The sequence below is a fragment of the Streptomyces bicolor genome (assembly GCF_000719285.1).
In the GTDB taxonomy this organism is placed as follows: Bacteria; Actinomycetota; Actinomycetes; order Streptomycetales; family Streptomycetaceae; genus Streptomyces; species Streptomyces bicolor.
The window spans coordinates 157,537-182,077 of the sequence record NZ_JOFS01000001.1; the positions used below are offsets into that span (position 1 = coordinate 157,537).

19 protein-coding genes, 1 pseudogene and 1 riboswitch are annotated in these 24,541 nt (G+C 71.3%); of the genes and pseudogenes, 14 read left to right on the forward strand and 6 right to left on the reverse strand.

The window, feature by feature from the left end:
• Position 1: 1 nt before the first annotated feature.
• On the reverse strand, positions 2 to 1,525 hold the full coding sequence (locus IF78_RS0100710) for an ABC transporter substrate-binding protein (RefSeq protein ID WP_031475761.1): 1,524 nt from the start codon (positions 1,523 to 1,525) through the stop codon (positions 2 to 4).
• Between the two features lie 195 nt (positions 1,526 to 1,720).
• Positions 1,721 to 1,906, forward strand: a riboswitch (cobalamin riboswitch).
• Between the two features lie 30 nt (positions 1,907 to 1,936).
• Here IF78_RS0100710 and IF78_RS0100715 point away from each other — a divergent pair.
• From IF78_RS0100715 to IF78_RS0100745, 7 genes are all read left to right on the forward strand, one after another.
• The gene (locus IF78_RS0100715; protein ID WP_031475759.1) at positions 1,937 to 2,638 is read left to right on the forward strand and encodes an energy-coupling factor ABC transporter permease; all 702 of its coding nucleotides are present in this window, start codon (positions 1,937 to 1,939) and stop codon (positions 2,636 to 2,638) included.
• On the forward strand, positions 2,635 to 3,003 hold the full coding sequence (locus IF78_RS0100720; RefSeq protein WP_031475757.1) for an energy-coupling factor ABC transporter substrate-binding protein: 369 nt from the start codon (positions 2,635 to 2,637) through the stop codon (positions 3,001 to 3,003). The genes IF78_RS0100715 and IF78_RS0100720 overlap by 4 nt, the downstream gene beginning before the upstream one ends.
• A 6-nt stretch (positions 3,004 to 3,009) precedes the next feature.
• Complete coding sequence (gene cbiQ / locus IF78_RS0100725; protein ID WP_031475755.1) at positions 3,010 to 3,759, forward strand: cobalt ECF transporter T component CbiQ; 750 nt, start codon at positions 3,010 to 3,012, stop codon at positions 3,757 to 3,759.
• Positions 3,756 to 4,622 (forward strand): ATP-binding cassette domain-containing protein, encoded by an 867-nt coding sequence (locus IF78_RS0100730; protein WP_031475753.1) that lies wholly within the window; start codon positions 3,756 to 3,758, stop codon positions 4,620 to 4,622. The genes cbiQ and IF78_RS0100730 overlap by 4 nt, the downstream gene beginning before the upstream one ends.
• A 162-nt stretch (positions 4,623 to 4,784) precedes the next feature.
• The gene (gene rox / locus IF78_RS0100735; protein WP_031475751.1) at positions 4,785 to 6,212 is read left to right on the forward strand and encodes a rifampin monooxygenase; all 1,428 of its coding nucleotides are present in this window, start codon (positions 4,785 to 4,787) and stop codon (positions 6,210 to 6,212) included.
• A gap of 134 nt (positions 6,213 to 6,346) precedes the next feature.
• On the forward strand, positions 6,347 to 7,843 hold the full coding sequence (locus tag IF78_RS0100740) for an APC family permease (RefSeq protein ID WP_031475750.1): 1,497 nt from the start codon (positions 6,347 to 6,349) through the stop codon (positions 7,841 to 7,843).
• Positions 7,844 to 7,845: 2 nt separating this feature from the next.
• Positions 7,846 to 8,262: a universal stress protein gene (locus tag IF78_RS0100745; protein WP_031475748.1), complete on the forward strand. Its 417-nt coding sequence runs from the start codon at positions 7,846 to 7,848 to the stop codon at positions 8,260 to 8,262.
• Between the two features lie 153 nt (positions 8,263 to 8,415).
• Here the strand turns inward: IF78_RS0100745 and IF78_RS43195 are convergent.
• Positions 8,416 to 9,440 (reverse strand): annotated as a pseudogene (locus tag IF78_RS43195) (heme/hemin ABC transporter substrate-binding protein).
• A gap of 85 nt (positions 9,441 to 9,525) precedes the next feature.
• Here IF78_RS43195 and IF78_RS0100760 point away from each other — a divergent pair.
• The 4 genes from IF78_RS0100760 (at position 9,526) to IF78_RS0100775 (ending at position 14,524) form a co-directional block, all read left to right on the forward strand.
• Positions 9,526 to 10,320, forward strand: a complete 795-nt coding sequence (locus IF78_RS0100760) for a hypothetical protein (protein ID WP_031497941.1) — start codon at positions 9,526 to 9,528, stop codon at positions 10,318 to 10,320.
• 38 nt (positions 10,321 to 10,358) lie between these two features.
• Complete coding sequence (locus IF78_RS0100765; protein WP_031475744.1) at positions 10,359 to 11,321, forward strand: HtaA domain-containing protein; 963 nt, start codon at positions 10,359 to 10,361, stop codon at positions 11,319 to 11,321.
• A gap of 197 nt (positions 11,322 to 11,518) precedes the next feature.
• Positions 11,519 to 12,058, forward strand: a complete 540-nt coding sequence (locus IF78_RS0100770; protein ID WP_031475742.1) for a hypothetical protein — start codon at positions 11,519 to 11,521, stop codon at positions 12,056 to 12,058.
• A gap of 87 nt (positions 12,059 to 12,145) precedes the next feature.
• On the forward strand, positions 12,146 to 14,524 hold the full coding sequence (locus IF78_RS0100775) for an immunoglobulin domain-containing protein (RefSeq protein ID WP_031475740.1): 2,379 nt from the start codon (positions 12,146 to 12,148) through the stop codon (positions 14,522 to 14,524).
• A 61-nt stretch (positions 14,525 to 14,585) separates the two neighbouring features.
• Here the strand turns inward: IF78_RS0100775 and IF78_RS0100780 are convergent, their stop codons facing one another.
• The 4 genes from IF78_RS0100780 to IF78_RS0100795 all read right to left on the reverse strand — a co-directional run bounded on the left by IF78_RS0100780 (position 14,586) and on the right by IF78_RS0100795 (position 21,108).
• Positions 14,586 to 15,311: a class I SAM-dependent methyltransferase gene (locus IF78_RS0100780; protein ID WP_031475738.1), complete on the reverse strand. Its 726-nt coding sequence runs from the start codon at positions 15,309 to 15,311 to the stop codon at positions 14,586 to 14,588.
• Between the two features lie 153 nt (positions 15,312 to 15,464).
• Positions 15,465 to 17,957: a SpoIIE family protein phosphatase gene (locus IF78_RS0100785; protein ID WP_031475736.1), complete on the reverse strand. Its 2,493-nt coding sequence runs from the start codon at positions 17,955 to 17,957 to the stop codon at positions 15,465 to 15,467.
• A 176-nt stretch (positions 17,958 to 18,133) separates the two neighbouring features.
• The gene (locus tag IF78_RS0100790; RefSeq protein ID WP_031475734.1) at positions 18,134 to 20,518 is read right to left on the reverse strand and encodes an MFS transporter; all 2,385 of its coding nucleotides are present in this window, start codon (positions 20,516 to 20,518) and stop codon (positions 18,134 to 18,136) included.
• Positions 20,519 to 20,664: 146 nt separating this feature from the next.
• Positions 20,665 to 21,108 carry an SRPBCC family protein gene (locus IF78_RS0100795; RefSeq protein WP_031475732.1) on the reverse strand — a complete coding sequence of 148 codons (444 nt, stop codon included), beginning with the start codon at positions 21,106 to 21,108 and terminating at the stop codon, positions 20,665 to 20,667.
• Positions 21,109 to 21,300: 192 nt separating this feature from the next.
• On the opposite strand from IF78_RS0100795, the gene IF78_RS0100800 reads away from it, so the two are divergent.
• From IF78_RS0100800 to IF78_RS0100810, 3 genes are all read left to right on the forward strand, one after another.
• Positions 21,301 to 22,338: an Rv2578c family radical SAM protein gene (locus IF78_RS0100800; RefSeq protein ID WP_031475730.1), complete on the forward strand. Its 1,038-nt coding sequence runs from the start codon at positions 21,301 to 21,303 to the stop codon at positions 22,336 to 22,338.
• Positions 22,339 to 22,473: 135 nt separating this feature from the next.
• Positions 22,474 to 24,051 carry an alpha/beta hydrolase gene (locus IF78_RS0100805; RefSeq protein WP_031475728.1) on the forward strand — a complete coding sequence of 526 codons (1,578 nt, stop codon included), beginning with the start codon at positions 22,474 to 22,476 and terminating at the stop codon, positions 24,049 to 24,051.
• A 53-nt stretch (positions 24,052 to 24,104) separates the two neighbouring features.
• Positions 24,105 to 24,503 carry a RidA family protein gene (locus tag IF78_RS0100810; protein ID WP_031475726.1) on the forward strand — a complete coding sequence of 133 codons (399 nt, stop codon included), beginning with the start codon at positions 24,105 to 24,107 and terminating at the stop codon, positions 24,501 to 24,503.
• Positions 24,504 to 24,541 lie beyond the last annotated feature (38 nt).

Genomic DNA, 24,541 nt, shown 5'->3' on the forward strand with positions numbered 1-24,541 from the left:
GCTACTTCAGGTGGGTGTCGACGTCGATCAGGGAGCGCTCACGAGGGTCGAGGAGCACGCCCTCGACATCGGTGGAAATCCCCTGCACGACCTTCTCGTGGACCAGCGGCACGACGGCATCCGTGCGCAGGATCTGCGCCTCGGCGGCCATGATCTTCTGCTGCCGCTTCGTCGTGTCGCCTTCCTCGGCCGCGGACTTGATGGCCTCGTCCACCTTGGCGTCCTTCAGACCGGCGATGTTGTACACACCGTCGCTCGTGTAGTCGCTCGCCAGGTACGCGACCGCGTCGCCGGTGTCGAGGAGCGTCACCCGGGAGAAGACGAGCGCGTCGTACTTGCCGGCGAGGAGGTCGGCCTCCATCTGCGTGTACTCGCGGACGTCCTGCTTCACGGTGAACCCGGCCTTCTCCAGCTGCTGTTGCAGGACGGTGGCGGCCTCGGGCAGTTCCGCGCGGTTGGTGTAGGTGGCCAGACGCAGGGTCTTGCCCTCGGTCTTTGCCTTCACCTGCGCGGTGGTCGCGGCCTTCGCACGGCCCGTCACTTCGACGCGCTTGTCGGCCGCCCACGGGACCGCCGGCCCGAACAGGCCCTGCGCGGGGTCGGCGTACCCGCCGAAGACCGAGTCGACGAGAGCTGAACCGTCCACGGCCTCGCGGGCGGCGCCGCGCAGCGCCGGGTCGGTGAACAGGCCGCTGCCGGTGTTGAGAACGAGGCTGTCGGTCCGTACGGACGGCACCTCGTGCCGGGTCTTGTCGTCCAGCAGCTTCGCCTGGGCGGTGGGGATCCACTCGGCGATGTCGACGTCGCCGCCGCGCAGGGCGTTGGCGCGGGCGGTGCCGTCGGCTATCCAGGTCACGTCGATGCCGGGCGCCTTGGCCTTGCCGCCCCAGTAGCCGTCGTAACGGTCCAGCGCGGCCTTGGACTTGCCGGTGAGCTTGGTGATTTCGAAGGGGCCCGTTCCGGTGCCGACGGGGCTGACCGTGCCGTCCTTGCCGAACGCCTTGGCGGAGAGGACGGCCAGCGCCGGGCTGGCCAGCCGCAGCGGGAGCACCGGGTCGGCGGCCTTGGTGCTGATGGTGACGGTGTCGGCGTCGTCGGCCTTCGCGGTGAGGGTCACGTCGCTGAGGACGCGGGGCTTGGGCTCGGCGGCGCCCGCGTGGTCGAGCGCGTTGACGACGGATTCGGCGGTGACCTGGGTGCCGTCCTGGAAGGAGGCCTTGCGCAGCTCGAAGGTCCAAGTGGTGTCGTTCGTCTGCTTCCAGGACTTGGCCAGCGCGGGCGCGGCGACGCCATCCTTGTCCAGCGCGGTGAGCCCTTCGGCGACGGACAGCTTGCTCAGCACGGTGGCGTCGTTGCTGTACGGCGACAGGGCCTGCACCGGCGGCACGGCGAGCGCCACCCGCAGCCGTCCCGTCGAACCGCCGTCGGCGCCGGTGTCTCCCCCTCCCTCACCGGACACGAAACAGCCGGCCAGGAGAGGGGTGAGGGCAAGCGCCGCGATAAGGCCGCGGGAGGTGGTGCGCATGGGGGTCCTGTCGTGCGGGAGGAAACGCGATGAACCCCTGCACGCCGAAGCCGAGGGGCCGCGTCAGCATATAAGGCAAGCCTTACTTGATCTACCGGGGTATATGAATTCTCAACCAATGAGACGCGACGAGGCGGCGCGCGAACGCCACTTTCACGCCCCCGAGGCGCGCTTGTCAGCCACCCTGTGCTGGCACTACTGTCACCACGCCTTGGTGAACGGGAAATCCGGTGTGATGCCGGTGCGGCCCTCGCCACTGTGAATCGGGAAGTCCGGCTCCAGCCCTCACGGGCAGCCACTGGGACCTTCGGGACCCGGGAAGGCGGAGCACGGGCGGTGGTACCCGTCAGCCAGGAGACCGGCCAAGGCGCGTCAACCATCCACGAGGTGCTGGAGAGGGTCTGCTGAGCCATGCACATAGCCGAGGGTTTCCTGCCGCCGGCGCACGCCGTCGCCTGGGGCGTCGCGTCCGCGCCGTTCGTCGTCCACGGAGTCCGTTCACTCACCCGTGAGGTCAGGGAGCACCCGGAGAGCACACTGCTCCTCGGCGCCTCCGGGGCCTTCACCTTCGTCCTGTCCGCGCTGAAGCTGCCCTCCGTGACGGGCAGTTGCTCGCACCCCACCGGCACGGGCCTCGGCGCCATCCTGTTCCGGCCACCTATCATGGCGGTCCTGGGCACCATCACCCTGCTCTTCCAGGCACTGCTGCTCGCCCACGGCGGCCTGACCACGCTCGGCGCCAACGTCTTCTCGATGGCGGTCGTCGGGCCCTGGGCCGGGTACGCGCTCTACAGACTGCTCCGGCGGTTCGACGTGCCGCTGATGGTCGCCGTGTTCTTCGGGGCCTTCGTCGCCGACCTGTCCACGTACTGCGTCACCAGCGTCCAGCTGGCGCTCGCCTTCCCCGACCCGAGCAGCGGATTCCTGGGCGCGCTCGGCAAGTTCGGGTCCATCTTCGCCGTCACCCAGATCCCGCTCGCGGTCAGCGAGGGACTGCTCACGGTGCTCGTGATGCGGCTGCTGGTGCAGTCCAGCAAGGGCGAACTGACCCGGCTGGGCGTGCTCCTCACCAAGAAGCGGTCCGGGACCGAGACCGAGGCGGTGGCCCGATGAAGAAGAACACGAAGATCAACCTCCTGCTGCTGCTCGTCGTGGCCGCGCTCGCCGTGCTGCCGCTCGCGCTCGGCCTCGGCGACCACAAGGAGGAACCGTTCACGGGCGCCGACGGCGAGGCGGAGACGGCCATCACCGAGCTCGAGCCGGACTATGAACCGTGGTTCACCCCGCTGTACGAACCACCGTCCGGTGAGATCGAGTCGGCCCTGTTCTCCCTCCAGGCGGCCCTCGGCGCCGGTGTCCTCGCCTACTACTTCGGTCTGCACCGGGGCCGACGGCAGGGTGAGCAGCGGGCGCTGGAGCGGGAGCGGGAGGGCGTGGCCGGCTCCGCCGCCGGGAAGACCCACCACGAACAGGACTGAGCCCGCGTGCTGCCGATCGACGCGGCGGCGCACAGCAGTCGCTGGCGCCGCCGCCATCCCGTGGACAAGGCGGTGCTAGGGCTCGGCCTCACCGTGCTCGCGATCTCGCTGCCGCCCTGGCCGGGCGCCGCACTGGTCCTGGTCACCGCCCTCGCGGTGCTGCTGGGCCCGGCGGGCGTGCCCGCGCGGCGGCTGTGGCGTGCCTACCGGGTGCCGCTGGGCTTCTGTGTGACCGGCGCGCTCACGTTGCTCGTCCAGGTCGGCGGACCCGAGGGCTTCGTGTCCCTCGCCGACGACGGCGGGCCGCGGGCCGGGGAGTTGCTGCTGCGCACCTCGGCCGCCTCCCTCGGCGTGCTGTTGTTCGCCTTCACCACCCCGATGTCCGACCTGCTGCCCCGCCTGGTGAAGGCCGGGGTGCCCGCGCCCGTCGTGGACGTCGCCCTCGTGACGTACCGCATGAGCTTTCTGCTCCTGGACTCCGTCCGGCGCATCCGGGAGGCCCAGGCCGCCCGGCTCGGTCACACCAGCCGGGCCGCGGAGTGGCGTTCGCTGGCCGGGCTCGGCGCCACCGCGTTCGTGCGGGCCTTCGACCGGGCCACCCGGCTGCAGGCCGGGCTCGCCGGGCGCGGCTACGACGGCACCCTGCGCGTCCTGGTGCCCGAGGCCCGGGTCTCCGTCCGCTTCACGGCCGCGAGTTGTGCGCTCCTCGCAGCGCTGGCCGCCCTCACCCTCGTACTGGAGAAGGCCCTGCCATGAGCGAGCCCACCGCCCTGGTCGCCCTGCGGGGCGCGTCCTACGCCTACGAGGACGGCCCCCTCGTCCTCAGCGGCCTCGACTTCGATGTGCACGAGGGGCGCGCGCTGGCGCTGCTCGGCCGCAACGGCACCGGCAAGACCACGCTGATGCGGCTGCTCAGCGGCGGACTCAGGCCGCACGACGGCCGGTTGACGCTCGAGGGTGAGCCGGTCACGTACGACCGCAAGGGGCTGACCCGGCTACGGACGACCGTCCAGCTGGTGGTGCAGGACCCCGATGACCAGCTCTTCGCCGCATCCGTCGCCCAGGACGTCTCCTTCGGCCCGCTGAACCTCGGCCTGCCCGACGCCGAGGTGCGGGCCCGGGTCGACGAGGCGCTCACCGCGCTGGACATCACGGCGCTGGCCGACCGGCCCACGCACCTGCTGTCGTACGGTCAGCGCAAGCGCACCGCCATCGCGGGCGCCGTCGCGATGCGGCCCCGGGTGCTGATCCTGGACGAGCCGACCGCCGGGCTCGACCCCGACGGCCAGGAACGCCTGCTCGCCACCCTCGACGGGCTGCGCGCGTCCGGCACCACGGTGGTGATGGCCACCCACGACGTCGACCTGGCCCTGCGCTGGGCCGACGAGACGGCGCTCCTCACCCCGTCCGGCGTGCGCACCGGTCCCGCGGCCGCGATGCTGTCCCGCACGGAACTCCTGCGCCAGGCGGGGCTGCGGTTGCCGTGGGGCGTCGCAGCCGCCCAACTGCTCCGGGCGCACGGCCTGTTGGACGACGCGGCGGCGGGCCCACGCGACGCGGAGGAGCTGGCCGCCCTGGCCGCGGCGCACGCCGCTCCCGTGCTGCCTGCCGACGGCTGACGCGTCGGCGAACGTCCGCACAACGGGAAAGGGAACGGCCGGAAAAGGGAAAGGCAAGGAGGTCACCCACTCCTTGCCACTCTCAACATATAGCGCACGGGGGGTCTTGCGGCAAGGCCCCCTTCGTACCGCAGAATCTCCGGCCGAGGACAGGGGGTTCTGATGATCGACGTGATCGTTGCCGGTGGCGGACCGACCGGTTTGATGCTGGCCTGCGAGCTGAGGCTGCACGGTGTGCACGTGGTCGTGCTGGAGAAGGAGGCGGAGCCGACCAAGGTGGTCCGCGCACTCGGACTGCATGTGCGCAGCATCGAGGTGATGGCCCAGCGCGGTCTGCTGGAGCGGTTCCTCGCGCATGGCCGGCAGTTCAAGGTGGGCGGGTTCTTCGCCGGCATCACCAAGGAGTGGCCCGACCGGCTGGACACCGCGCACGGGTACGTCCTCGGCATCCCGCAGCCCGTCATCGACCGTCTGCTCGCCGAGCGCGCCACTGAGCTCGGGGCCGAGATCCGGCGTGGCTGTGAACTGATCGGGCTCAGTCAGGACGACGACGGGGTGAGTGTCGAGCTGGCCGACGGCACGCGCCTGCGCTCGCGCCATCTCGTGGGCTGCGACGGCGGCCGCAGTACGGTGCGCAAGCTGCTCGGCGTCGGCTTTCCCGGCGAGCCCAGCAGGGTCGAGACGCTGATCGGCGAGATGGAGGTGGCCGCGGAGCCGGAGACGGTGGCCGAGGTGGTCGCCGAAGTCCGCAGGAGCGAGAAGCGGTTCGGTGTCGCGCCCTTCGGTGAGGGGGTGTTCCGCGTCGTCGTGCCCGCCGAGGGGGTGGCCGAGGACCGTACGCTCGCGCCGACCCTCGACGAGTTCAGGCACCAGCTGCGGGCTGTCGCCGGCACCGACTTCGGCGTGCACTCACCGCGCTGGCTGTCCCGCTTCGGTGACGCCACGCGGCAGGCCGAGCGCTACCGGGTCGGCCGGGTGCTACTGGCCGGGGACGCGGCGCACATCCACCCGCCGACCGGCGGGCAGGGCCTCAACCTCGGCATCCAGGACGCGTTCAACCTCGGCTGGAAGCTGGCCGCCGAGGTGAACGGCTGGGCACCGGAGGGGCTGCTGGACAGCTATCACGCCGAGCGGCACCCGGTGGCCGCGGACGTGCTGGACAACACCCGCGCGCAGATGCAGCTGATGTCCACCGAGCCGGGTCCGCGGGCGGTGCGCCGGCTGCTGTCGGAGCTGATGGACATCGACGAGGTGAACCGGTACCTGATCGAGAAGATCACGGCGATCGCGGTTCGCTACGACTTCGGCGAGGGACACGAACTGCTCGGCCGGCGGCTGCGGGACGTGCAACTCAAGCGCGGGCCTCTGTACGCGCTGATGCACGGCGGCCGCGGACTGCTGCTCGACCGGACGGGCCGGCTCTCGGTGGCCGGCTGGACGGACCGGGTCGACCATGTCGTCGACGTCAGCGAGGAGCTGGACGTGCCCGCGGTGCTGTTGCGGCCGGACGGCCATGTGGCGTGGGCCGGTGAGGACCAGGAGGAACTGCTCGGCGCGCTGCCCCGGTGGTTCGGCGCCGCGACGGGCTGAGCGCGCGGGTGTGTTCGACCGTCCGTCGTGGGGTGGGCACACGGGTGATACACCCCTCGGCCGGACGGTAAAGCAAAGGCCGACCCGACGGCTCCCTGTTTGATGAGGTCACCCACGACCCGAAGCGAGGGAGCATGGCCGACGGCACCACGGACACACGCCCGCCCGAAGGGCTGAAGGCCGACGCGATCGGGTTCGTGGACGCGCTCGTCATCGGGCTCAACGCCACCTCGCCCGCGTACTCGCTCGCCGCGGCCATCGGCCCGGTCGTGGCCCTCGTCGGTGTCTACGCACCGGGCGTCATGCTCGCGTCGTTCGTCCCGATGCTGCTGATCGCGTCCGCGTTCTACTACCTCAACAGGGTCGACCAGGACTGCGGGACGACCTTCTCCTGGGTCACGCGGGCGATGGGGCCGTGGGCGGGATGGCTCGGCGGATGGGCCATCACGATGACCGGAGTCCTGGTGATCGGATCCCTGGCGGACGTCGCGGTGACGTTCGCCCTGCTGGCCTTCGGTCTCGACGGCCTCGTCGACAACGAGTTCGTGCGCCAGTTGCTCACGGTGCTGCTCATCGTCGTGATGACGGCCGTGTGCGTGATCGGCACGGAGGTGTCGGCGAGGGTGCAGAACATCCTCATCCTCGCGCAGGTCGCCTGCCTGCTCGCCTTCGCCGTGGTGGCGCTCTACCGGGTCTACGCCGACACCGGCACCCTCGACTCGGTCGACCCGGCGGTCGGCTGGCTGGACCCCTTCGGGGCGGGAGGCGCCGAGCTGACCGCGGGCCTGCTGCTGGGCGTGTTCATCTACTGGGGCTGGGAGTCGGCGGTCAACCTCACCGAGGAGGTCGAGGACTCCGCCACCGCGCCGGGCAAGGCGGCCGTGTGGTCGACGGTCGTCCTGCTGGTGACGTATGTGGCGGTCGCCTACGCGGTCGTGACCTACGCCGGACCCGCGTTCCTCGCCGAGAACGCCGAGGAGGAGGAGTTCATCTTCGCGCTGCTCGCCGAGGAGGCGATGGGCGGCTGGGACTGGGTCGTGCTGCTGGCGGTCTCGACCTCCGGCCTGGCGTCGACGCAGACGACGATCATCCCCGCCTCCCGGACGGCGCTGTCCATGGCACGCCGACACGCACTGCCGGCCCACTTCGCGCACATCCACCCTCGGTTCCGCACACCCGACGTGAGTACGTGGTGGGTCGCCGGCATCGCCATCGCCTGGTATCTGGCCGTCCGCCAGATCAGCGAGAACGCCCTCTTCGACTCGCTGACCGCGCTGTCCCTGCTGATCGCGTTCTACTACGCGCTCACCGGCATCGCGTGCGCGGTCTACTACCGCCGCCATCTCACCGAGAGCCTGCACCACTTCGTCCTCATCGGCCTCGGTCCCCTGGTCGGCGCCGGACTGCTGGTCTGGCTGCTCGTCGAGTCGGTCGGTGACATGTCCGACCCCGCGAACTCCTACAGCGGCGTCTCGTGGTTCGGGCTCGGCCCTCCGCTGGTCATCGGCATCGGGATCGCCCTGGTGGGGGTGGTCCTGATGGTCGGGTGGCGGCTGATGGCACCCGTCTTCTGGTCGGAGCGCCCGGAAGTGGCCGACCCCGATCTCGTCCACGGCGACAAGGAGCGCTGAAGATGTCGGTCGTTCTCGGATACGACGAGTCCCCGGGCGCGGTCCGCGCACTGCGCGTGGCCATCGAGGTGTCGGCCGCGTTCGGGGAGCCCCTCGTGCTGGTCTACGGCGCCGCGGCACCGGGCGCCCTCGGCGAGGAGTACACGGCGCACCGCGACGCCGTCCAGGAGGCCGGACGCTCCGCGCTCTCCCACGCGGTCGCAGTGGCCGACGAGGCCGGCGTACGCACGACCGTGGAGGTCATCGACCAGAAACCGGCGGACGCGCTCATCGACGCCGCGACGCGCCATGCGGCCAGGTTCATCGTGGTCGGCAGCTGGGGAGAGAGCCCTCTTCGCGGCGCCCTGCTGGGTTCCACGCCGCACAAACTGCTGCACCTGTCACACACCCCGGTCCTGTGCGTGCCGACGGAGCCCTGAGCCCGCCTCCGCTCACCGGGCTCGCGGACGCGGCAGTCCATGCTGCTCCAGCGGATGTGTTCGGCGACATCGTCCAGGCCATCGACGACCTCGACGCCGATGTCATCAGGAGGCAGCCGCCGAGGAAGGTGCCCTCCAGGGAGCGGTAGCCGCTCACGTTCGGTGGAGGCGATCCACCAGGATGTCGATCACCAACGGTGTCCGCGGCCCGTACCCGAGCAGCACCCCGTCCTCCATGTCGACCACCCGCCGGTTCATCCCGGCCGGCGTCTGGCCGATCCCGGGAATCCTCACCAGTCCGTCGATGCCGCCGACGGACTCGAGGCCCTTGGTCATCATCAGGATCACGTCCGGCTGCGCCCGCACCAGCGCCTCACCGGTGATCGGTGTGAACGGCTTGTCCAGCCCGGCCTCCTCGCCCGCGTCCACCGCCCCCGCGGCCTCGATCAGCGAGTCGGCGCCCGAGCCCTTGCCGCCGATCAGGTAGACGGCCGCGCTGCCGCGCATGTACAGGAAGGCGACCTTGGGTTTGCTGCCCTTGGGCACGGCGGCGCGGGCGGCGGCGAGTTCATCGTTCATGCGCTCGTTGAGGGCCTTGCCCGCCTCGGGGACGCCGAGCGCCTCGGCGATGCGGGTGGTGCGCGTGGTGACGTCGGACAGCTGGGTGGCCGGGTCGAGGACGACGACGGGGACACCGGCGTCGCGGATCTGGTCGCCTCCTTGGGCCCGGTGTCGGTGTCGGCCAGCACGACCGTGGGACGCAGCGAGAGCACGCTCTCCGCGCTCACGTCGTGCGCCTTGGTGACCTGCGGGAGGTTCTTCGCCTCGGCGAAGGTGGCGGTGATGTCGCGGCCGACGACACGGTCACCGAGGCCCAGCGTGAACACGATCTCGGCGACACCGCCGTTGAGCGGCAGGATGCGGGAGGCGTCCTCGACGGTCACCTCGCGCCCGTCCGAGGAGTCGACGGTGACCGGCAACTTCGGGGTGGGCGGCTCGCCTTCGAGCGGCACGAGGGTGTTCTTCGCGAGCTGCCTCTCGGCCGCGGTGGCGCGTTCGCTCGCCCAGTCCGCCACCGGGGCCGAACCGTCCGACGCGCTCCCGCCGCCACCGCAGGCGCCCGTGAGCAGCGCGAGCGTCAGACCAAGGGCGGCGAGGCGTCTCCGGAATACGCGCATGGGTTTCCTTTCGTCTCTCCTGGCACATCATTGAGCAATACTTTAGGTTAGGCTTCCCTTAGTTTCTCCTTGGTGGGGGTGTTCCATGACATGGGCAAGTGGCCTGCACCGTAAGGGAGTTGGACGGATTCTCGGGTTCGCGGGCGCGGCCGCCCTGCTGCTTTCGACCGCCGGCCCGGCCTCGACGGCGGGCGGCTCGGCAACCGGCCCCGAGGGCCAGAAACTCACCGTCTCCAAGTCCTCGGGGCTCGATCCGAACGGCGAGACGGTGACCGTGGCCGGCTCCGGCTACAACACCGAGAAGGGCATCTACGTCGCCTTCTGCGTGGACAACGGCGCCGGGAAGACCCCCACGCCCTGCGTGGGCGGAGTGGACATGTCCGGCGAGTCCGGGGCGTCCGCATGGATCTCCTCGAACCCGCCCTCGTACGGCGAGGGGTTGGCGAAACCGTACGAAGGCAGCGGCCATAAGGGGGCGTTCAGCGTGCGGCTCACCGTGCGGGCCAAGGACGCGAACACCGACTGCACCAAGTCCGGCGTGAAATGCGCCGTCATCACCCGCAACGACCACACGCGGGGCGGCGACCAGAGCCAGACCGTCCGGATCCCGGTGACCTTCGGCGGCAGCGGCGGGAGCACGTCGAACGCCGCCGGCGCCTCCGCGACGCCGACCGCGACGGCCGGCGCGAGCACCACCGGCGGCGGCACCGGCAGTTCGAGCGACGGCACGGAGGAGACGTCCGGCGGACCGCTCGCGAGCACCGGCTCCATCGCCCTGACGGCCGGGGCCACTGCGGCGGGCCTGGTCGCGGCCGGCGCCGGCACCTGGCTGTGGGCACGCAGGCGGCGTACGGCGCACGCGGAACCGACCGCGGGCTGACCCGCACTCAACACCGCACTCCGAAAGGAGACTCGAAGATGACGAAGAGACCCGGCGCCGCCACCGTGACGGGTGGCGCCCTGCTCGCGCTGCTCTGCCCGGGCGGCGCGGCGGCACAGGACGCAGACGCGTTCCCCCGCGAGGTCTCGGGCGGCCACGCGAGCTGGAACACGGCATCCGCCCAGCTCGGGGACAAGGGCATCTCGCTCGACGTGGCCGAACCCGCCGTACGGGGATCCGCCGGCCGAGCCGGGTTCCCGACGACCGGCGGCGGCGCCGACCGCGAAACCGGCGAGGCGGAGGTCGAGTTGGGCGGCTCGGCCCTGCTGACCTCCCCCGCCGCCACGCGGCCCCTGCCCCTCGGCGGACTCCGGCTGCGGCTCGACGGCGACGAGGGCACCCTCTACGCGCGTACGGTCGTCGACGGCAGGGTCCGCGAACTCGCCCTGGCCGGCGTGGAATCCGGCACCGAACCCGTCGTACGGTCGACCGGCCTGACCTGGACCGGGCTCCACGCGTCGCTCACGGAGGACGGGGCGGCGCTACTCTCCGAGTGGAGCGGAGCTCGGTTCACGGCGGGCGACGGGTACGGGGCGCTGGACCTGACGGTGGGGACCGGCGGCAAACCAACCGAAGCCGCACCGGAGAACACATCGCAGCCGGCACCCGACTCCTCCGACGAGAAACCCGGCGAGGGCGCCGGTGGCACGGCGGCGACCCCCCGGCCGGCGACAGCACCTTCCGCCGACGTCACCCACCCCACCCTCACCCCCGGCAGCGAACAGACCGTCACCGGCGCCGGGTTCGAGCCCGGCGAGGTCGTCCTCGTCGCGATCGACGACGACACCCGGTACCAGGCGGTGGCCGACGAGACGGGGCGGGTCTCGCGCACGTTCCCGGTGTACGGCACCGCCGGCGAAGGCGCGCACACCGTGGAGCTCACCACCGTGACCGGGGAACGCCGGGCGGCCGTGGACTTCGGCGTACGGGCGCGGGCGTAGCTCTTGAGCAACGAGGAGCGGGCAGCACGGCCCGCTCTTCTGCACGCCCAACTCCCCTGTGACACAGGCCCGTTGGGCTCTTGGCCGTCCGTTGACAAACAGCCACTACCCGTATTTAGGTTTGCCTTACCTAACCCCCCTGCCGGGTTCCTTGTCCCGATCGAGGCGCCCGCACCGAGAAAGGCGAACACCTCACCATGAGACCCGTTCCCTCCGCCCGCACCGCCGCCCGCGCCGCCGTTGCCGTGACCGCCTCCGCAGCCCTGACCCTGGGCCTGGCCGGCTCGGCCTCCGCCGCCACCTCGACCCGCACGGTCACCGACGGCGGCACGACCTACAACCTGTCGCTGACCTCCCCCGCCACGGCCGCCGCCACGGGCCAGGTCATCACCGTCTCCGGCTCCGGCTACAACACCGGCCAGGGCGTCTACGTCAGCCTGTGCGTGGTCGACGGCGAGCAGGGCGCCACCAAGCCGACCCCGTGCCTGGGCGGCCAGGACGAGGACGGCTCCACCGGTGCCTCGCACTGGGTCAACAACACCTTCGGCGGCCTGTTCGCCAACAGCTCCAAGTTCGGCACGGGCGGCACGTTCAGCGTGCGGATCTACGTCAAGGCCACCCTCGATGACGGCAGCGTCTGCGGCCAGGACGTCGAGTGCGCCGTGGTGACGCGGGCGGACCACTTCGACAGCGAGGACCGCAAGTACGACGTCCACGTCCCGATCACCTTCCAGTAGGCGCCCGTCAGGCCGGGCCCACCCAGCCGGGGCCCGGCCCTCGGTATCCCCGGGGTGCCGGGCGCACCCGACCAGTGAGGACCCTCCATGACCGACGAACCCAGACCGACAGCCGGGGCCGGACGCCGGTTCAGACGCCCCGCCGCACTCCTCGGCGCCGCCGCGCTCGTGGCCGCGGCCGTCACGCTCGGCTCCACCGCACAGGCCTCCGACACACCGAAGACGGCCCTCGGCAAGGACGGCCAGAAGCTCACCGTCACGGCTTCCGCGAACCTCGACCCAGACGGCGAGACCCTCCGCGTCACCGGCTCCGGCTACGACGCGACCAAGGCCATCTACGTCGCCCTGTGCAAGGACAACGGCGACAACCGTGTCCCCACCCCGTGCCTCGGCGGCGCCGACCAGAACGGTTCCGGCAGCTCCTCGCAGTGGATCGTCCCCGAGGGCGACGAGTACGCGGGCGACCTGGCCGTCACCTGGGGCGTGGGCGGCACCTTCGACGTGGAGATCGGCATCAAGGCCAAGGACGGCGGCCTGGACTGCACCAAGGTCACCTGCTCGGTCGTCACCCGCGTCGACCACCGCAACCCCGGCGACCGCTCGCAGGACGTCCGTATCCCCGTCACTTTCGAGGGCCAGGACCCCGGGGACGGGGGCGGCGGCGACGGCGTGGATGTACCGCCCGGCACCGTCAGCTACGTCCGGGCCGCCGAGTTCACCACGGCGGGCCGCCCGCTGGACCTGCTGCTGCACCCCGACTCCGGGAAGCTGTACGTCGGTTCGGACAACATCCCCGACACCGCGGACATCGCCGAGCAGGGCCTGTACGCCATCGACCCGAAGGACGGCACGCTCCTCGGCCACATCCAGCAGGCCCCCGGCGCGACCGGCGCCCTCGCGGCCCGCGTGGTCCGCTGGATCGCCGGTCCGCTGGCCGGCGACGGCGTCGTCTTCCACTACCCGCTGCGCGGCATAGGCACCGCGAAGGACGGCGACACGGCCGCGAAGGGCGTGTGGCTGGCCGGCGGCACGGTCACCGCCACCGTCGAACTCCCGGAGGCCTCCGTCTACTTCGTCGAGACGGACCCGGCGACCGGCAATGTCTGGGTGGGCAGCTCGTACGACGTGCTCGTCTTCGACAAGGACGGCAAGCAGCTGGCCAAGCTGACCGGCAAGGACCGGGCCACGGCCATGGCCTTCGACAAGGCCACCGGCGAGGCCTTCGTCCTGCGTGAGGACTGGGGCACCGCCGACGACGGCGCGGACAACGTCGGCGCCCTGGAGATCTACGACAGCGCCACCGCCCGGCAGGCGGCCGAGCCCGTCGCCCTGCCCGGCAACCGCGCCGGTGCCTACGCGGGCGTCGCCGTCACCCCCGGCGCCTCGTCCGTCTACGTCACCAGCCAGGCCGAGAGCAAGGTCGTCAAGCTCGACCGACGTGTCTCCCCGAAGATCGTCCAGTCCCCCACCGACCAGTCCGTCGCACCGGGCGGCAAGGTCACCTTCGTCGCGGCCGCCGAGGGCGCTCCCGAGCCCACCGTGCGCTGGCAGGTCAGCCCCGACGAGGGCCAGATCTGGTCCGCGATCGAGGGTGCGACGCAGAACGCGTATACCTTCACCGCCAAGGCGGCCCAGGACGGCTACCGCTACCGCGCCGAGTTCACCAACGCGGCCGGTACGACCCGCACTTCACCCATCACGCTCACGGTCACCGAGCCCGGTGACGGCGGCGACAACGGCGGCGGAGACGACGGCGGTGACGGCGACGGCAGCACGGAGCCGTCCGGCTCCAAGACCGTCACCGGCCCGAACGGCCAGAAGCTCACCGTCACCCCGGTCAACGACCTCGCCACCGAGGACCAGACCCTGAAGGTCACCGGCACCGGCTACGACACCAAGAAGGGCATCTACGTCGCCCTCTGCGTCGACAACGGCGACGGCGAACTGCCCACGCCGTGCATCGGCGGCGTCGACATGACCGGCGGCTCGCACTCCTCGGCGTGGATCTCCTCGAACCCGCCGGACTACGGTGCGGACCTGGCGATCCCGTACGGCGACGGCGGCACCTTCGAGGTCGAGCTGACCGTCGCCGCCAAGGACGAGTACACCGACTGCTTCAAGGCCACGTGCGTCCTGGCCACCCGCAATGACCACACCCTCTCCGGCGACCGCTCCCAGGACGTCAAGGTCCCGGTCAGCTTCGTCGGACAGGACCCGGTGGACACGGACGACGACACCGGCGGCACGGGCGGCACCGGCGGCAACGGCGGCACGGGCACGACGGGCGGGAGCACCGGCGGCTCGGACACCGGTTCCACCACGGGCGGTTCCGGCGGCACAGGCACCTCGACGGCGGGCGGCAGCCTCGCCTCCACCGGCGTCACCGTGCTCTCCGTCGCCGCGCTCGCGGCCGCGCTGCTGGCCACCGGCTGGGTGGTGTACCGCAAGGGCCGTACCGTCAACTGATCCACCTCCACGGTGAGTTCGCCCTCCGGCGCGCACGGACACGCCGGAGGGCGAACGGCCGTCAGGCGGTCCGGCCGACCACCGCCCACTTCGACGGCAGCTCGATCCGGGCGCCGTTCGGCCCGTGCTCCGTGGTGACCAGCGGCAGTTCGCCACTGGCGAGGACGGTGAGCCCGGCCGCGCGCAGATACTCGGGCACCGCGGCGTCGGCCACCTCGCCGGGGGCGATGCCGTGCCGGAAGATGGGCGCGAGCTTGGGCGGCGGCCCCGCCGGGCCCTGGGCGAGCCCCATGAGGACGGGCTTGGCGGACTCGGAGAGTTCGACCAGGAAGGCCCGGCCACGCTCGCCGACCAGCGTGGCGATCCCGTTCACCATCAGCTGCCGGTCGTCGGGCTCGGCCTGGTGCAGCACGCCCCGCATATAGACGTTGGCGTCCCCGAGTTCGGCATGCAGCGTCTCGGCCTCGGCCTTCTCCACCGCGTCGAACAGCCGGTACGCCGCCTGCCCCGCGGGGTCGGCGCGCCGGGCGTGGTCGAGGGCCGCGGCGGACAGGTCGGCGCCCAGGACGTGTGTGAAGCGGTCGGCGAGGAACCGGGTCTGAGTGCCGTTGCCGCAGCCCAGGTCCACCATCGGCAGGCCGGGATCGGCCAGGTGAGCCTCGAACAGGGCCAGATGGCGTCCGGCGGTCAGAGCCGGCTCCGCGTCCCAGAACACCGCCCCCGGTTCCTCGGGGGCTTCCCGCCAGAAGCCCTCCCAGGCCTCCCGGTACCGACTCGTCACGCTCATGACCGACTCCCCAGGGTGCGACGACGACCCGTCGTGAAGTGACGGGCGAGTACGGTCTATCGCGGCCTGGTTTCGGCCACAAGCGCCCGGCGCATACCTTCACTCGGCATTCGAGACCCGTACGCCGTCGAACGCCCCGCTGGGCACAAGGAATCAGCGTCGCGGGAGCGTGAGTTCGAACCAGACGGTCTTTCCGGCGCTCGTACGGCTGGTGCCCCACTCGCGCGCGAGCGTGCTCACCACGCGCAGCCCGCGCCCGGACTCGTCGAAGGGGCCGGCGTTGAGCAGCGTCGGCAGGTCGTGATCGTCGTCGTCCACCTCGCACAACAGCGTGTCGCCGCGCACCAGGCGCAGTTCGACCGGGCGGCCGTGGGAGTGCCGTACGGCGTTGGTGACGAGCTCGCTGACCAGCAGCTCGGCGGTGTGGGCGACGCGTGGCAGGCCCCACTCGTGCAGCTGCTCGCGGACGACGGCGCGGGCCCGGCCGACCTCCATCGGGTCGAGGCCGATCCGCCACTCGGCGACGTCCTCCGGTTCGATGCCGTTGAGGCGGGCCATCAGCAGGGCGACGTCGTCCTTGCGGCCGCCACGGCCCGCTTCTGAAAATGTCGCAGCGAGGGCGCGGATGATCGTGTCGCAGGCGTCGTCCATGGACGCGGCCGGGTGGGCGGCGGACTCGCAGAGGGTCGCGAGGCCGACACCGATGTCCTCGCCACGCACCTCGACCAGTCCGTCGGTGCACATCACGATCCGGTCGCCGGGCTCCACGCGCACGCGTACCGCCTCGAACGGCACCCCGCCGACACCGATCGGCGCCCCCGTGGGCAGGTCGAGCAGCTCGCTGCGCCCGTCGTCGGCGCGGACCAGGACGGGCGGGATGTGACCGGCGTTGGCGATGTGGAGTTCGCTCACGATCGGGTCGTAGACGGCGTACAGGCAGGTCGCGAGGTAGGTGTCGCCGAGGCGCTGGGCGAGGTCGTCCAGGTTGCGCAGCAGTTGGGCGGGCGGCAGGTCGAGGGCGGCCATGGTCTGCACGGCCGTACGCAACTGGCCCATCATAGCGGCCGAGTTGAGGCCGTGGCCCATGACGTCGCCGACGACGAGGGCGGTGCGGGCGCCGGGCAGTTTCACGGAGTCGAACCAGTCACCGCCGACGCGCCCCAGCAAGGTGCCCGGCAGATAGCGGGTGGCGATGTCGCAGCCCGCCATGCGCGGCGGGATGTGCGGCAGCATGCTGTCCTGGAGGGTCTCGGCGACGCTCTCCTGGTAGGTGTACATGCGTGCGTTGTCGAGGACGAGGCCCGCGCGGGCGGCGAGTTCGGCGCCGGTGACGCGGTCCATGTCGTTGAACTCGACGCGCTCCGGGTGCCGCAGCAGGATCATGAAGCCGAGCACGACATTGCGGGCCTTGAGCGGTACGACCAGCATCGAGCGGCCCGTGATCAGTGGCCGGATGTCACGCTTCTCGAACTGCGAGGCGATGGCGTGGCCCATCTGCTCGCTGATGCGTGACACGAGGACGGGCTCGCCGCTGGTCATGCACTGGAAGAAGGGTGTGTGCGCCGGGAAGGGCATGGCCTCGCCGACCGGCACGACGTCGTCCCAGCGGCCGGGTTCGTCGGTGTGTTCGACGGCGACCCGGTGCCACATCGTGGTCGTGTCGGGCACGCCGTCGGGGAATCCCTCACCGGCGACGACCTGTTCGCGCAGATAGGTGCCGGCGACATCGGTGAAGCGCGGGACCACGGCCTTGCTGACCTCGATGATCGTCCGCGACAGGTCCAGGGAGGTGCCGATGCGGCCGCTGACCTCGTTGAGGAACTCCAGGCGTTCGCGTACGGCGGCGTACTCGAGGTCCTCGCCGTCGTCGGTGTACTCCTCGGCTAACGGCAGCCCCTTGGCGGCGGCCTGGGCGGCTCGCTCCCGGCGGGCCTTGCGCTCGACGCGGCGGGGCACGCCCCAGTCGGGGGTGACGGGCACCCGGTCGTTCTGGCTGAACTCCAGGACGGGATAGCCCAGTTCGAGAATCTGGCCGACGATGCGGGCGCCCTCCTGGACGCTCATGCTGGGCAGGATCTCGGGCAGGCGGCGGGCGAGTTCCTCGGCTCCGGGGAAGTCGGTGTGCAGGGCGAAGCCGGGTGCGACGCGGTCGAAGCCGGGGTCGTCGTCGCCGTCGTCCTGCTGGAGCCGGCCCACGTCGGCGCCGAGCACGAGGAGCCGCTCCGGCCCGGGGCCCACCAGCGGGTACGCCCACCACAGGACGTCGACGCGGTCGCTCCCCCACCCTTCGGACGGGGGCGCCTCCCTCTCGCTTCGCTCGGGCACGGTGAGGCGGGCACGGCCCGCGGCCGGGTAGAACAGCCGCCCGTCGAGGGACGATTCGAGGTCGTGGCCGAGCCCGTCGTACGTCGAGTACGCCCCGTACGGCGAGACGTCCTCGTCCTCGGGCAGCGCTCCGGAGACGGGCAGCAGATCGACGGCCGGGCGCCCGATCGCCTCTTCCTTGTCGGCCCCGAACAGACGGCGTGCGCCGGAGCTCCAGTGGGACACGAGGCCCTCGCGGTCCACCACGACCACGGCCAGCGGGATGCGGCCGGCCGCGGCGTGCTCCGTCACCGCGCCGTCCCTCTCGGTGCCACGGTCCATGGCCCAGGCCCTCTCTCCCCACGGCTCCGCAAGATCTGCCGCCTACTCCACCGTACGGCTCCGGGCGGAGGCGATGTGCGGCAATACGGGAATTGGTGAGCCGCGAGCACGAGGGCATGCGGGGGGGCCGTGCGCGTGGCGTCCTCGCAGGACAGCCGTGCGCACCGGTCCCTGGCTCAGTCCTCGTGCCCGAGCTGAAGATCGCGTTCCGTACGGCCTCCGCCGGCGACCTGGAGCACGGTGGCGACCGGCGGGTAACCCGTGGCGATGACGGTGTACTCGCCGGTGGCGAGGTCGACGAACCGGAAGGCGCCGTCAGGGCCGGTGGTGAGGGTGGCCATGACGTTGCCGGCCGCGTCGAGCAGTGTCACGCGCGCGTCCTCGACGGGCCGCCCGCCGCTCGCCCGTACGGTGCCGCGCAGGAGGGCGCCGCCGGCGAGTTCGATGTCCTGGCGGGTCTCGCGAGCCGCCTTCACGGTGGCGGGGACGGCGGCCGGGCGGAAGGCGGGCGAACTCGCGGCGAGGGTGTACTCGCCGGCGACCAACTCGGTGATGACGTAGCCGCCTTCACGGTCGCTGCGGGTGGTGGCGACGACCTCGCCATGGACGTCGGTGAGTGTCACGGTGGCGTCCACGGGCGTGCCGTCCGGGGTGAGCACCCGCCCGGCGAGGCGTCCGGCGCCGCCGAGGACGATGTCCACGTCGACGGGGCGCTCGCCGACGGTCACGGAGACGGCCTGCGGCTGGTGTCCGCCCGCGGCGGCGATCAGCACGTACGCCCCGGGGCCCGGCGTCGCGAGCGCGTACCGCCCGTTCTCGCCGCTCGCGCCGCGTCCGATCTGCTGCCCGGCGATGTCGATGAGGGTGATCGCCGCGCGGGGTACGACGGTGCCGTCGGGGTGCTGCACCGTGCCGCGCACGGGAACGCCGGCGGTGTGGGGTGAACGGCTCTGGGGGATCGGGGCGTTCACCGGTGCCGGTTCCGTCTCCAGGGCCGGGACGTCATGGGACACCAGGGGTTTCTCCTTGAGGAAGAAGGCGATCAGCAGGCCGAGGACGAGTACCGGCACCAGGTAGAGGAAGATGCGCGGCATGGCCTCGGCGTAGGCCCGGATGTAGCCGTCGCGCAGGTCCGGCGGCATGGCGTGGACGAGCTGCGGGGTGATGGACTCGGGGTCCGGCAGCCCGGCACCCGCGCGCGTGGGCAGGTGTTCGGCCAGGGCGTCGGCGAGCCGGTCGGCGAAGAGGGTGCCGAAGATCGCGGCGCCGACGCTGCCGCCGATCTGCCGGAAGTAGTTGTTGGCGCTGGTGGCGGTGCCGAGGTCGGCGGGGCGCACGGAGTTCTGCACGGCGAGGATCAGGACGGGCATCACCATGCCGATGCCGGCGCCGAGCACGGCCATCCAGATGCTGTAGTGCAGCCGGGGCGTGTCCGCTTCGAGGCGGGACAGCAGCCACATGCCGGCGACCGAGAGGGCGCTGCCGAGCACGGGGTGGAGCTTGTAGCGGCCGGTGCGGCTGATGAGCTGGCCGGAGATGATCGAGGCGCCGACGATGCCGCCCATCATCGGCAGCATGAGCAGGCCGGACTCGGTGGCCGTGGCGCCGTCGACCATCTGCAGGAAGGTCGGCAGATAGCTGGCGGCGCCGAACAGGGCGACGCCGATGACGAGGCCGACCAGGCTCGTGACGTTGAAGACGGAGTCCCTGAACAGCCGCAGTGGGATGAGGGGTTCGACGGCGAAGTGCTCGACGACGAGGAACAGCACGGTGGAGAGGAGGGCTCCCGCGCCGAGGCCGAGGATGACGCGGGAGTTCCAGGCGTACTCGGTGCCGCCCCAACTGGTCAGCAGGACCAGGCAGGTGGAGGCGGCGGCGAGCAGCAAGGAGCCGAGGAGGTCGAGCCGGCGCCGGACCCGCGGCTTCGGCAGCTTCAGTACGACGGCGACGACGGCCAGGGTGACGAGACCGAAGGGGATGTTGATGTAGAAGCACCACCGCCAGGAGAGGTGGTCCGTGAAGTAGCCGCCCAGCAGGGGCCCGGCGACCGAGGCGAGGCCGAACGCGGCGCCGATCAGGCCCATGTACCGGCCACGCTCGCGGGCCGGCACGATGTCCGCGATGATCGCCTGGACACCGATCATGAGTCCGCCCGCGCCGACGCCCTGGACGGCGCGGTAGGCGATCAGCTGGTCCATGGTCTCGGCCCGTCCGGCGAGCGCGGAGCCGGCGACGAAGACGACGATCGCGAACTGGAAGACGCCCTTGCGGCCGAGGAGATCGCCGAGCTTGCCGTAGATCGGCAGGCCGATGGTGGCCGTGAGCAGGTAGGCGGTGATCGCCCAGGACATCCTGTCCAGGCCGTGCAGTTCACCGACGATCTTCGGCAGCGCCGTGGCGACGATCATCTGCTCCAGCGCGGCCAGCAGCAGCGCGAGCATCAGCCCGAAGAAGACCAGCCGCACCCGGCGCGGGCTCAGTGGGGCCTCGGCGCCTTGGGGCGGAACCGGTGGAGGAGGTGCGGTGACGGTCTCGTCCTGCACCAGAGTCGTGCCGCCCACGTACCGCTCCCCTCACCGTACCTGCTCACATTTCCCGCAATAGGCGACAACTACGAGCAAGCACGGCAAGTTACGGCGCCATCCCGGACACGACGGGGATCCACTCGATCCGGTGAGGAGGCCAAGGGCCCCCGCGCACCGGGGACTTAACTCTCGACCTCGGCGGCGAGCTTCTCGAGCAGCGCGTCGTAGATCCGGCCGAGGCCCTTGGGCGCGAAGGTCTTCTCGAAGAAGCCGCCGATGCCGCCGGCGCCCTGCCAGGTGGAGGTGACGACGACCCGGGACTTGCCCTCGCCGGCCGGGGTGACCCGCCAGGTGGTGACCATGGAGGAGTTGCGGTCCTTCTCGACGAGCTCGCCGTCGGTGGGCTCGCTGACCTCCAGGAGGCAGTCACGGACCCGCTTGCTGGTGGCCTGGAGCTTCCAGTGGACGAGGGTGCCCTCGCCGTCGCCGCCCTCGCGCACCTCGTACTCGCTGAAGTGCTCGGGCAGCACCTTCCGCCGGGTGCCGCTGTAGTCGGCGAGGGCGTCGAACACCTTCTCCGCGTCCGCCGCGACGACCCGCTCCGTAGTGGCCTCGACCTGCGCCATTGACTTCCTCCAGGACCTGATTTCTCGGGGGTTGGAGCAAGCCAACCACCCCGCTCCCGGACCGCCCAAATCGGGGTCCCGGTCAGCTCCCCGAAGCGATCGCACAGTGATCGAAATCGGAACTGGGACGTAGGTCGCACGATCAAGGGAACATCTGTTCTATTCTTGGGGCAGTGCTACCGAGGAGGCACCATGCGCTGGGAGAACCTCACCCTGGAATCCGACCACAGCCGGGCCGACGCCGCGCTGTTCGGCGCGGACGCCGTGGTCACCCGCACCTTCGACACGCCCGAGTTCGCCGGCATCACGTTCCACGAGATCCGGGCCCGCTCGATCATCAACCGGGTGCCGGGCGCCTCGCGCATGCCCTTCGAGTGGACGGTCAACCCCTATCGGGGCTGCACGCACGCGTGCGTGTACTGCTTCGCCCGCAAGACCCACAGCTATCTGGACCTGGACACGGGCCTCGGCTTCGACTCCCAGATCGTGGTCAAGGTGAACGCGCCGGAGCTGCTGCGCCGCCAGCTGTCCTCACGCCGCTGGCTGGGCGATCACATAGCGATGGGCACGAACGTCGACTGCTACCAGCGCGCCGAGGGCCGCTACCGCCTGATGCCGGGCATCCTCGCCGCCCTGCGCGACCATGCCAACCCCTACTCGATCCTGACCAAGGGCACGCTGATCCTGCGCGACCTCGACCTGCTGAAGCAGTCGTCCGAGGTGACGGACGTCGGCGTCTCGGTCTCGGTCGGCTTCGTCGATCCCGAGCTGTGGCGCACCGTGGAGCCGGGCACGCCCGCGCCCGAGCGGCGCCTGGACGTCGTACGGACCCTGACCGAGCACGGGCTCGGGTGCGGGGTGCTGATGGCGCCGGTGATTCCGTTCCTGAGCGACCATCCGGCCCAACTGCGGGCCACCGTGCGGGCGATCGCCGCCTCCGGAGCGACCTCCGTCACTCCGCTGGTGCTGCATCTGCGACCCGGTGCCCGCGAGTGGTTCATGGCCTGGCTCGGCCGCCGTCACCCGCATCTCGTGCGCCGCTACGAGCGGCTGTACGCGGACGGCGCCTACGCGCCGAAGTGGTACCAGCGCCGTATCACCCGTCAGGTGCACGACCTGGCGCAGGAGTACGGCATCGGCCCCACGCGCGCGGGCATGCCCCGGCGGACCCGCGAGCCCGAGCCGACCGAGCACGCGACGACCGAACCGACCCAACTTACGCTTATTTGAGAGCATTCGAGCGCATCTCTCGACCCAATCGGGTCAAGTCTTTACAGAACGGGTTCTTCCGGGTGCCCGCGCCGGGACGATGCGGCCAGGACCGTGACACTCGCGGTCCACGACCCGCCGTCCTGGGAGGACCCCATGCGCAAACGCGCAGCCGTGCTGTGCGGGGCCGCCGCCCTCGTGGCCGGGACCGTGACGGCCGTCCCCGCCGAGGCACGCGCGCCGCACACCGCCGCAGCCGCTCACACCGCGCCGCTCAGCTGGAAGAAGTGCGGCACCAAGAACTACCCGACGCTCCAGTGCGCGTCCCTCGAGGTGCCGCTCGACCACGCCCGCCCGCACGGTCGGCAGATCACGCTCGCCTTGTCGCGCGTCCCGCACACCGCGAAGAAGTACCAGGGCCCCCTGCTGGTCAACCCCGGCGGGCCCGGCGGCAGTGGTCTCACCCTCGCCGGTTTCGTCGCCGCGGGACTGCCCAAGGCGGTGGCGGCACAGTACGACGTCATCGGCTTCGACCCGCGCGGCGTCGGCAAGAGCAGCCCCACCCTCGACTGCAGGCCCGGCCACTTCGACGCGGTGCGCCCGGACTCGGTGCCGAGGACACCGCGGATCGAGCGGGCCAACCTCCAGCGAGCCAAGTCCTTCGCGCTGGCCTGCGGCGAGAAGTACGCGGACGTGCTGCCGCACATCAACACGATCAGCGCCGTGCGCGACATGGACCGGATCCGTGCGGCACTCGGCGCGAAGCAGATCAACTACTTCGGCTACTCGTACGGCACCTACCTCGGCGCGGTCTACGCCAAGCTCTTCCCGCAGCGGGTGCGGCGCGCGGTCCTGGACTCGGTCGTCGACCCGACCGGCGTCTGGTACGAGGTCAACCTCGCGCAGGACCACGCCTTCAACGACCGCCACCGCGCCTTCATGGCGTGGGTCGCGAGGTACGACGGCACATACAAGCTCGGCACCGATCCCGCGAAGATCGAGGCCAAGTGGTACGCGATGCGGGCGGCCCTGGCCAAGAAGCCGGCCGGCGGCAAGGTGGGCGCCTCCGAGCTGGAGGACACGTTCATCCCCGGCGGCTACTACAACGGCTACTGGCCCTACCTCGCCGAGGCGTTCGCGGCGTACGTGAACGACAAGGACGCCGACCCGCTGGTCGAGGCGTACGAGAAGTTCGCCGCCACCGACGCGTCCGACGACAACGGCTACAGCATCTACACCTCGGTGCAGTGCCGGGACGCCGCCTGGTCGCGCGACTGGCGGCGGTGGCGGGCGGACAACTGGGCCACGTACGCGAAGGCGCCCTTCATGACCTGGAGCAACGCCTGGTACAACGCGCCGTGCGCCTTCTGGCCGACGGCCTCGCTCCCGTCGGTGACCATCGACAACGGCGAGGTGCCGCCGATGCTGCTGTTCCAGGCGACCGACGACGCGGCCACCCCGTACGAGGGAGGCGTCACGGTGCACCGGAAGCTGGCCCGCTCCAGCCTGGTGGTCGAGCGGGGCGGCGGCAACCATGCCATCACGCTGGGCGGGAACAGCTGCCTGGACAAGCACCTCGCGGCCTACCTGACCGACGGCACGGTGCCGCGCGGCGCGGGCGAGGTGGACGCGGTGTGCAAGGCTCTGCCCGATCCGAAGCCGCTGAACTCCAAGGTCACGTCGATGACGTCACGGGGCGCTGAGCTGCACGAGCTGCTCGGCTTCCGGCCCTGAGCGGTTGACGGTCCGTCGGGGGCGTTGTCAGACCCATGGTCCACCATGGACGCATGAGTGAGCTGACCAGGATCCCCGCCCCCGACGGGGTCGCCCCCTCCGCCCAGTACACGCATGTCGTGCTCGGCACGGGCTGTTTCGTCGCCGTCTCCGGCCAGCTCGCCCTGGACGAGGACGGCAGGCTCGTCGGCGAGGGCGATCCGGCGGCCCAGGCCCGCCAGGTCTTCGAGAACCTGCGACGCTGCCTTGCCGCGGCCGGGGCGACCTTCGACAACGTCGTCAAACTCACCTACTTCGTCACGGACATGGCGCACATGCCGGCCGTCCGCGCGGCCCGCGCCGAGCACATACCCGACGACCGGCTGCCGGCCGCGTCGGCGGTGCAGGTCGCGGGGCTGGTGCGGCCGGAGTTCCTGATGGAGGTGGAGGCGTTCGCGGTGGTCGGCACATAATTCGGAGGCTGTGCGGGCGGGCGGTGCCTAGGGTGCCA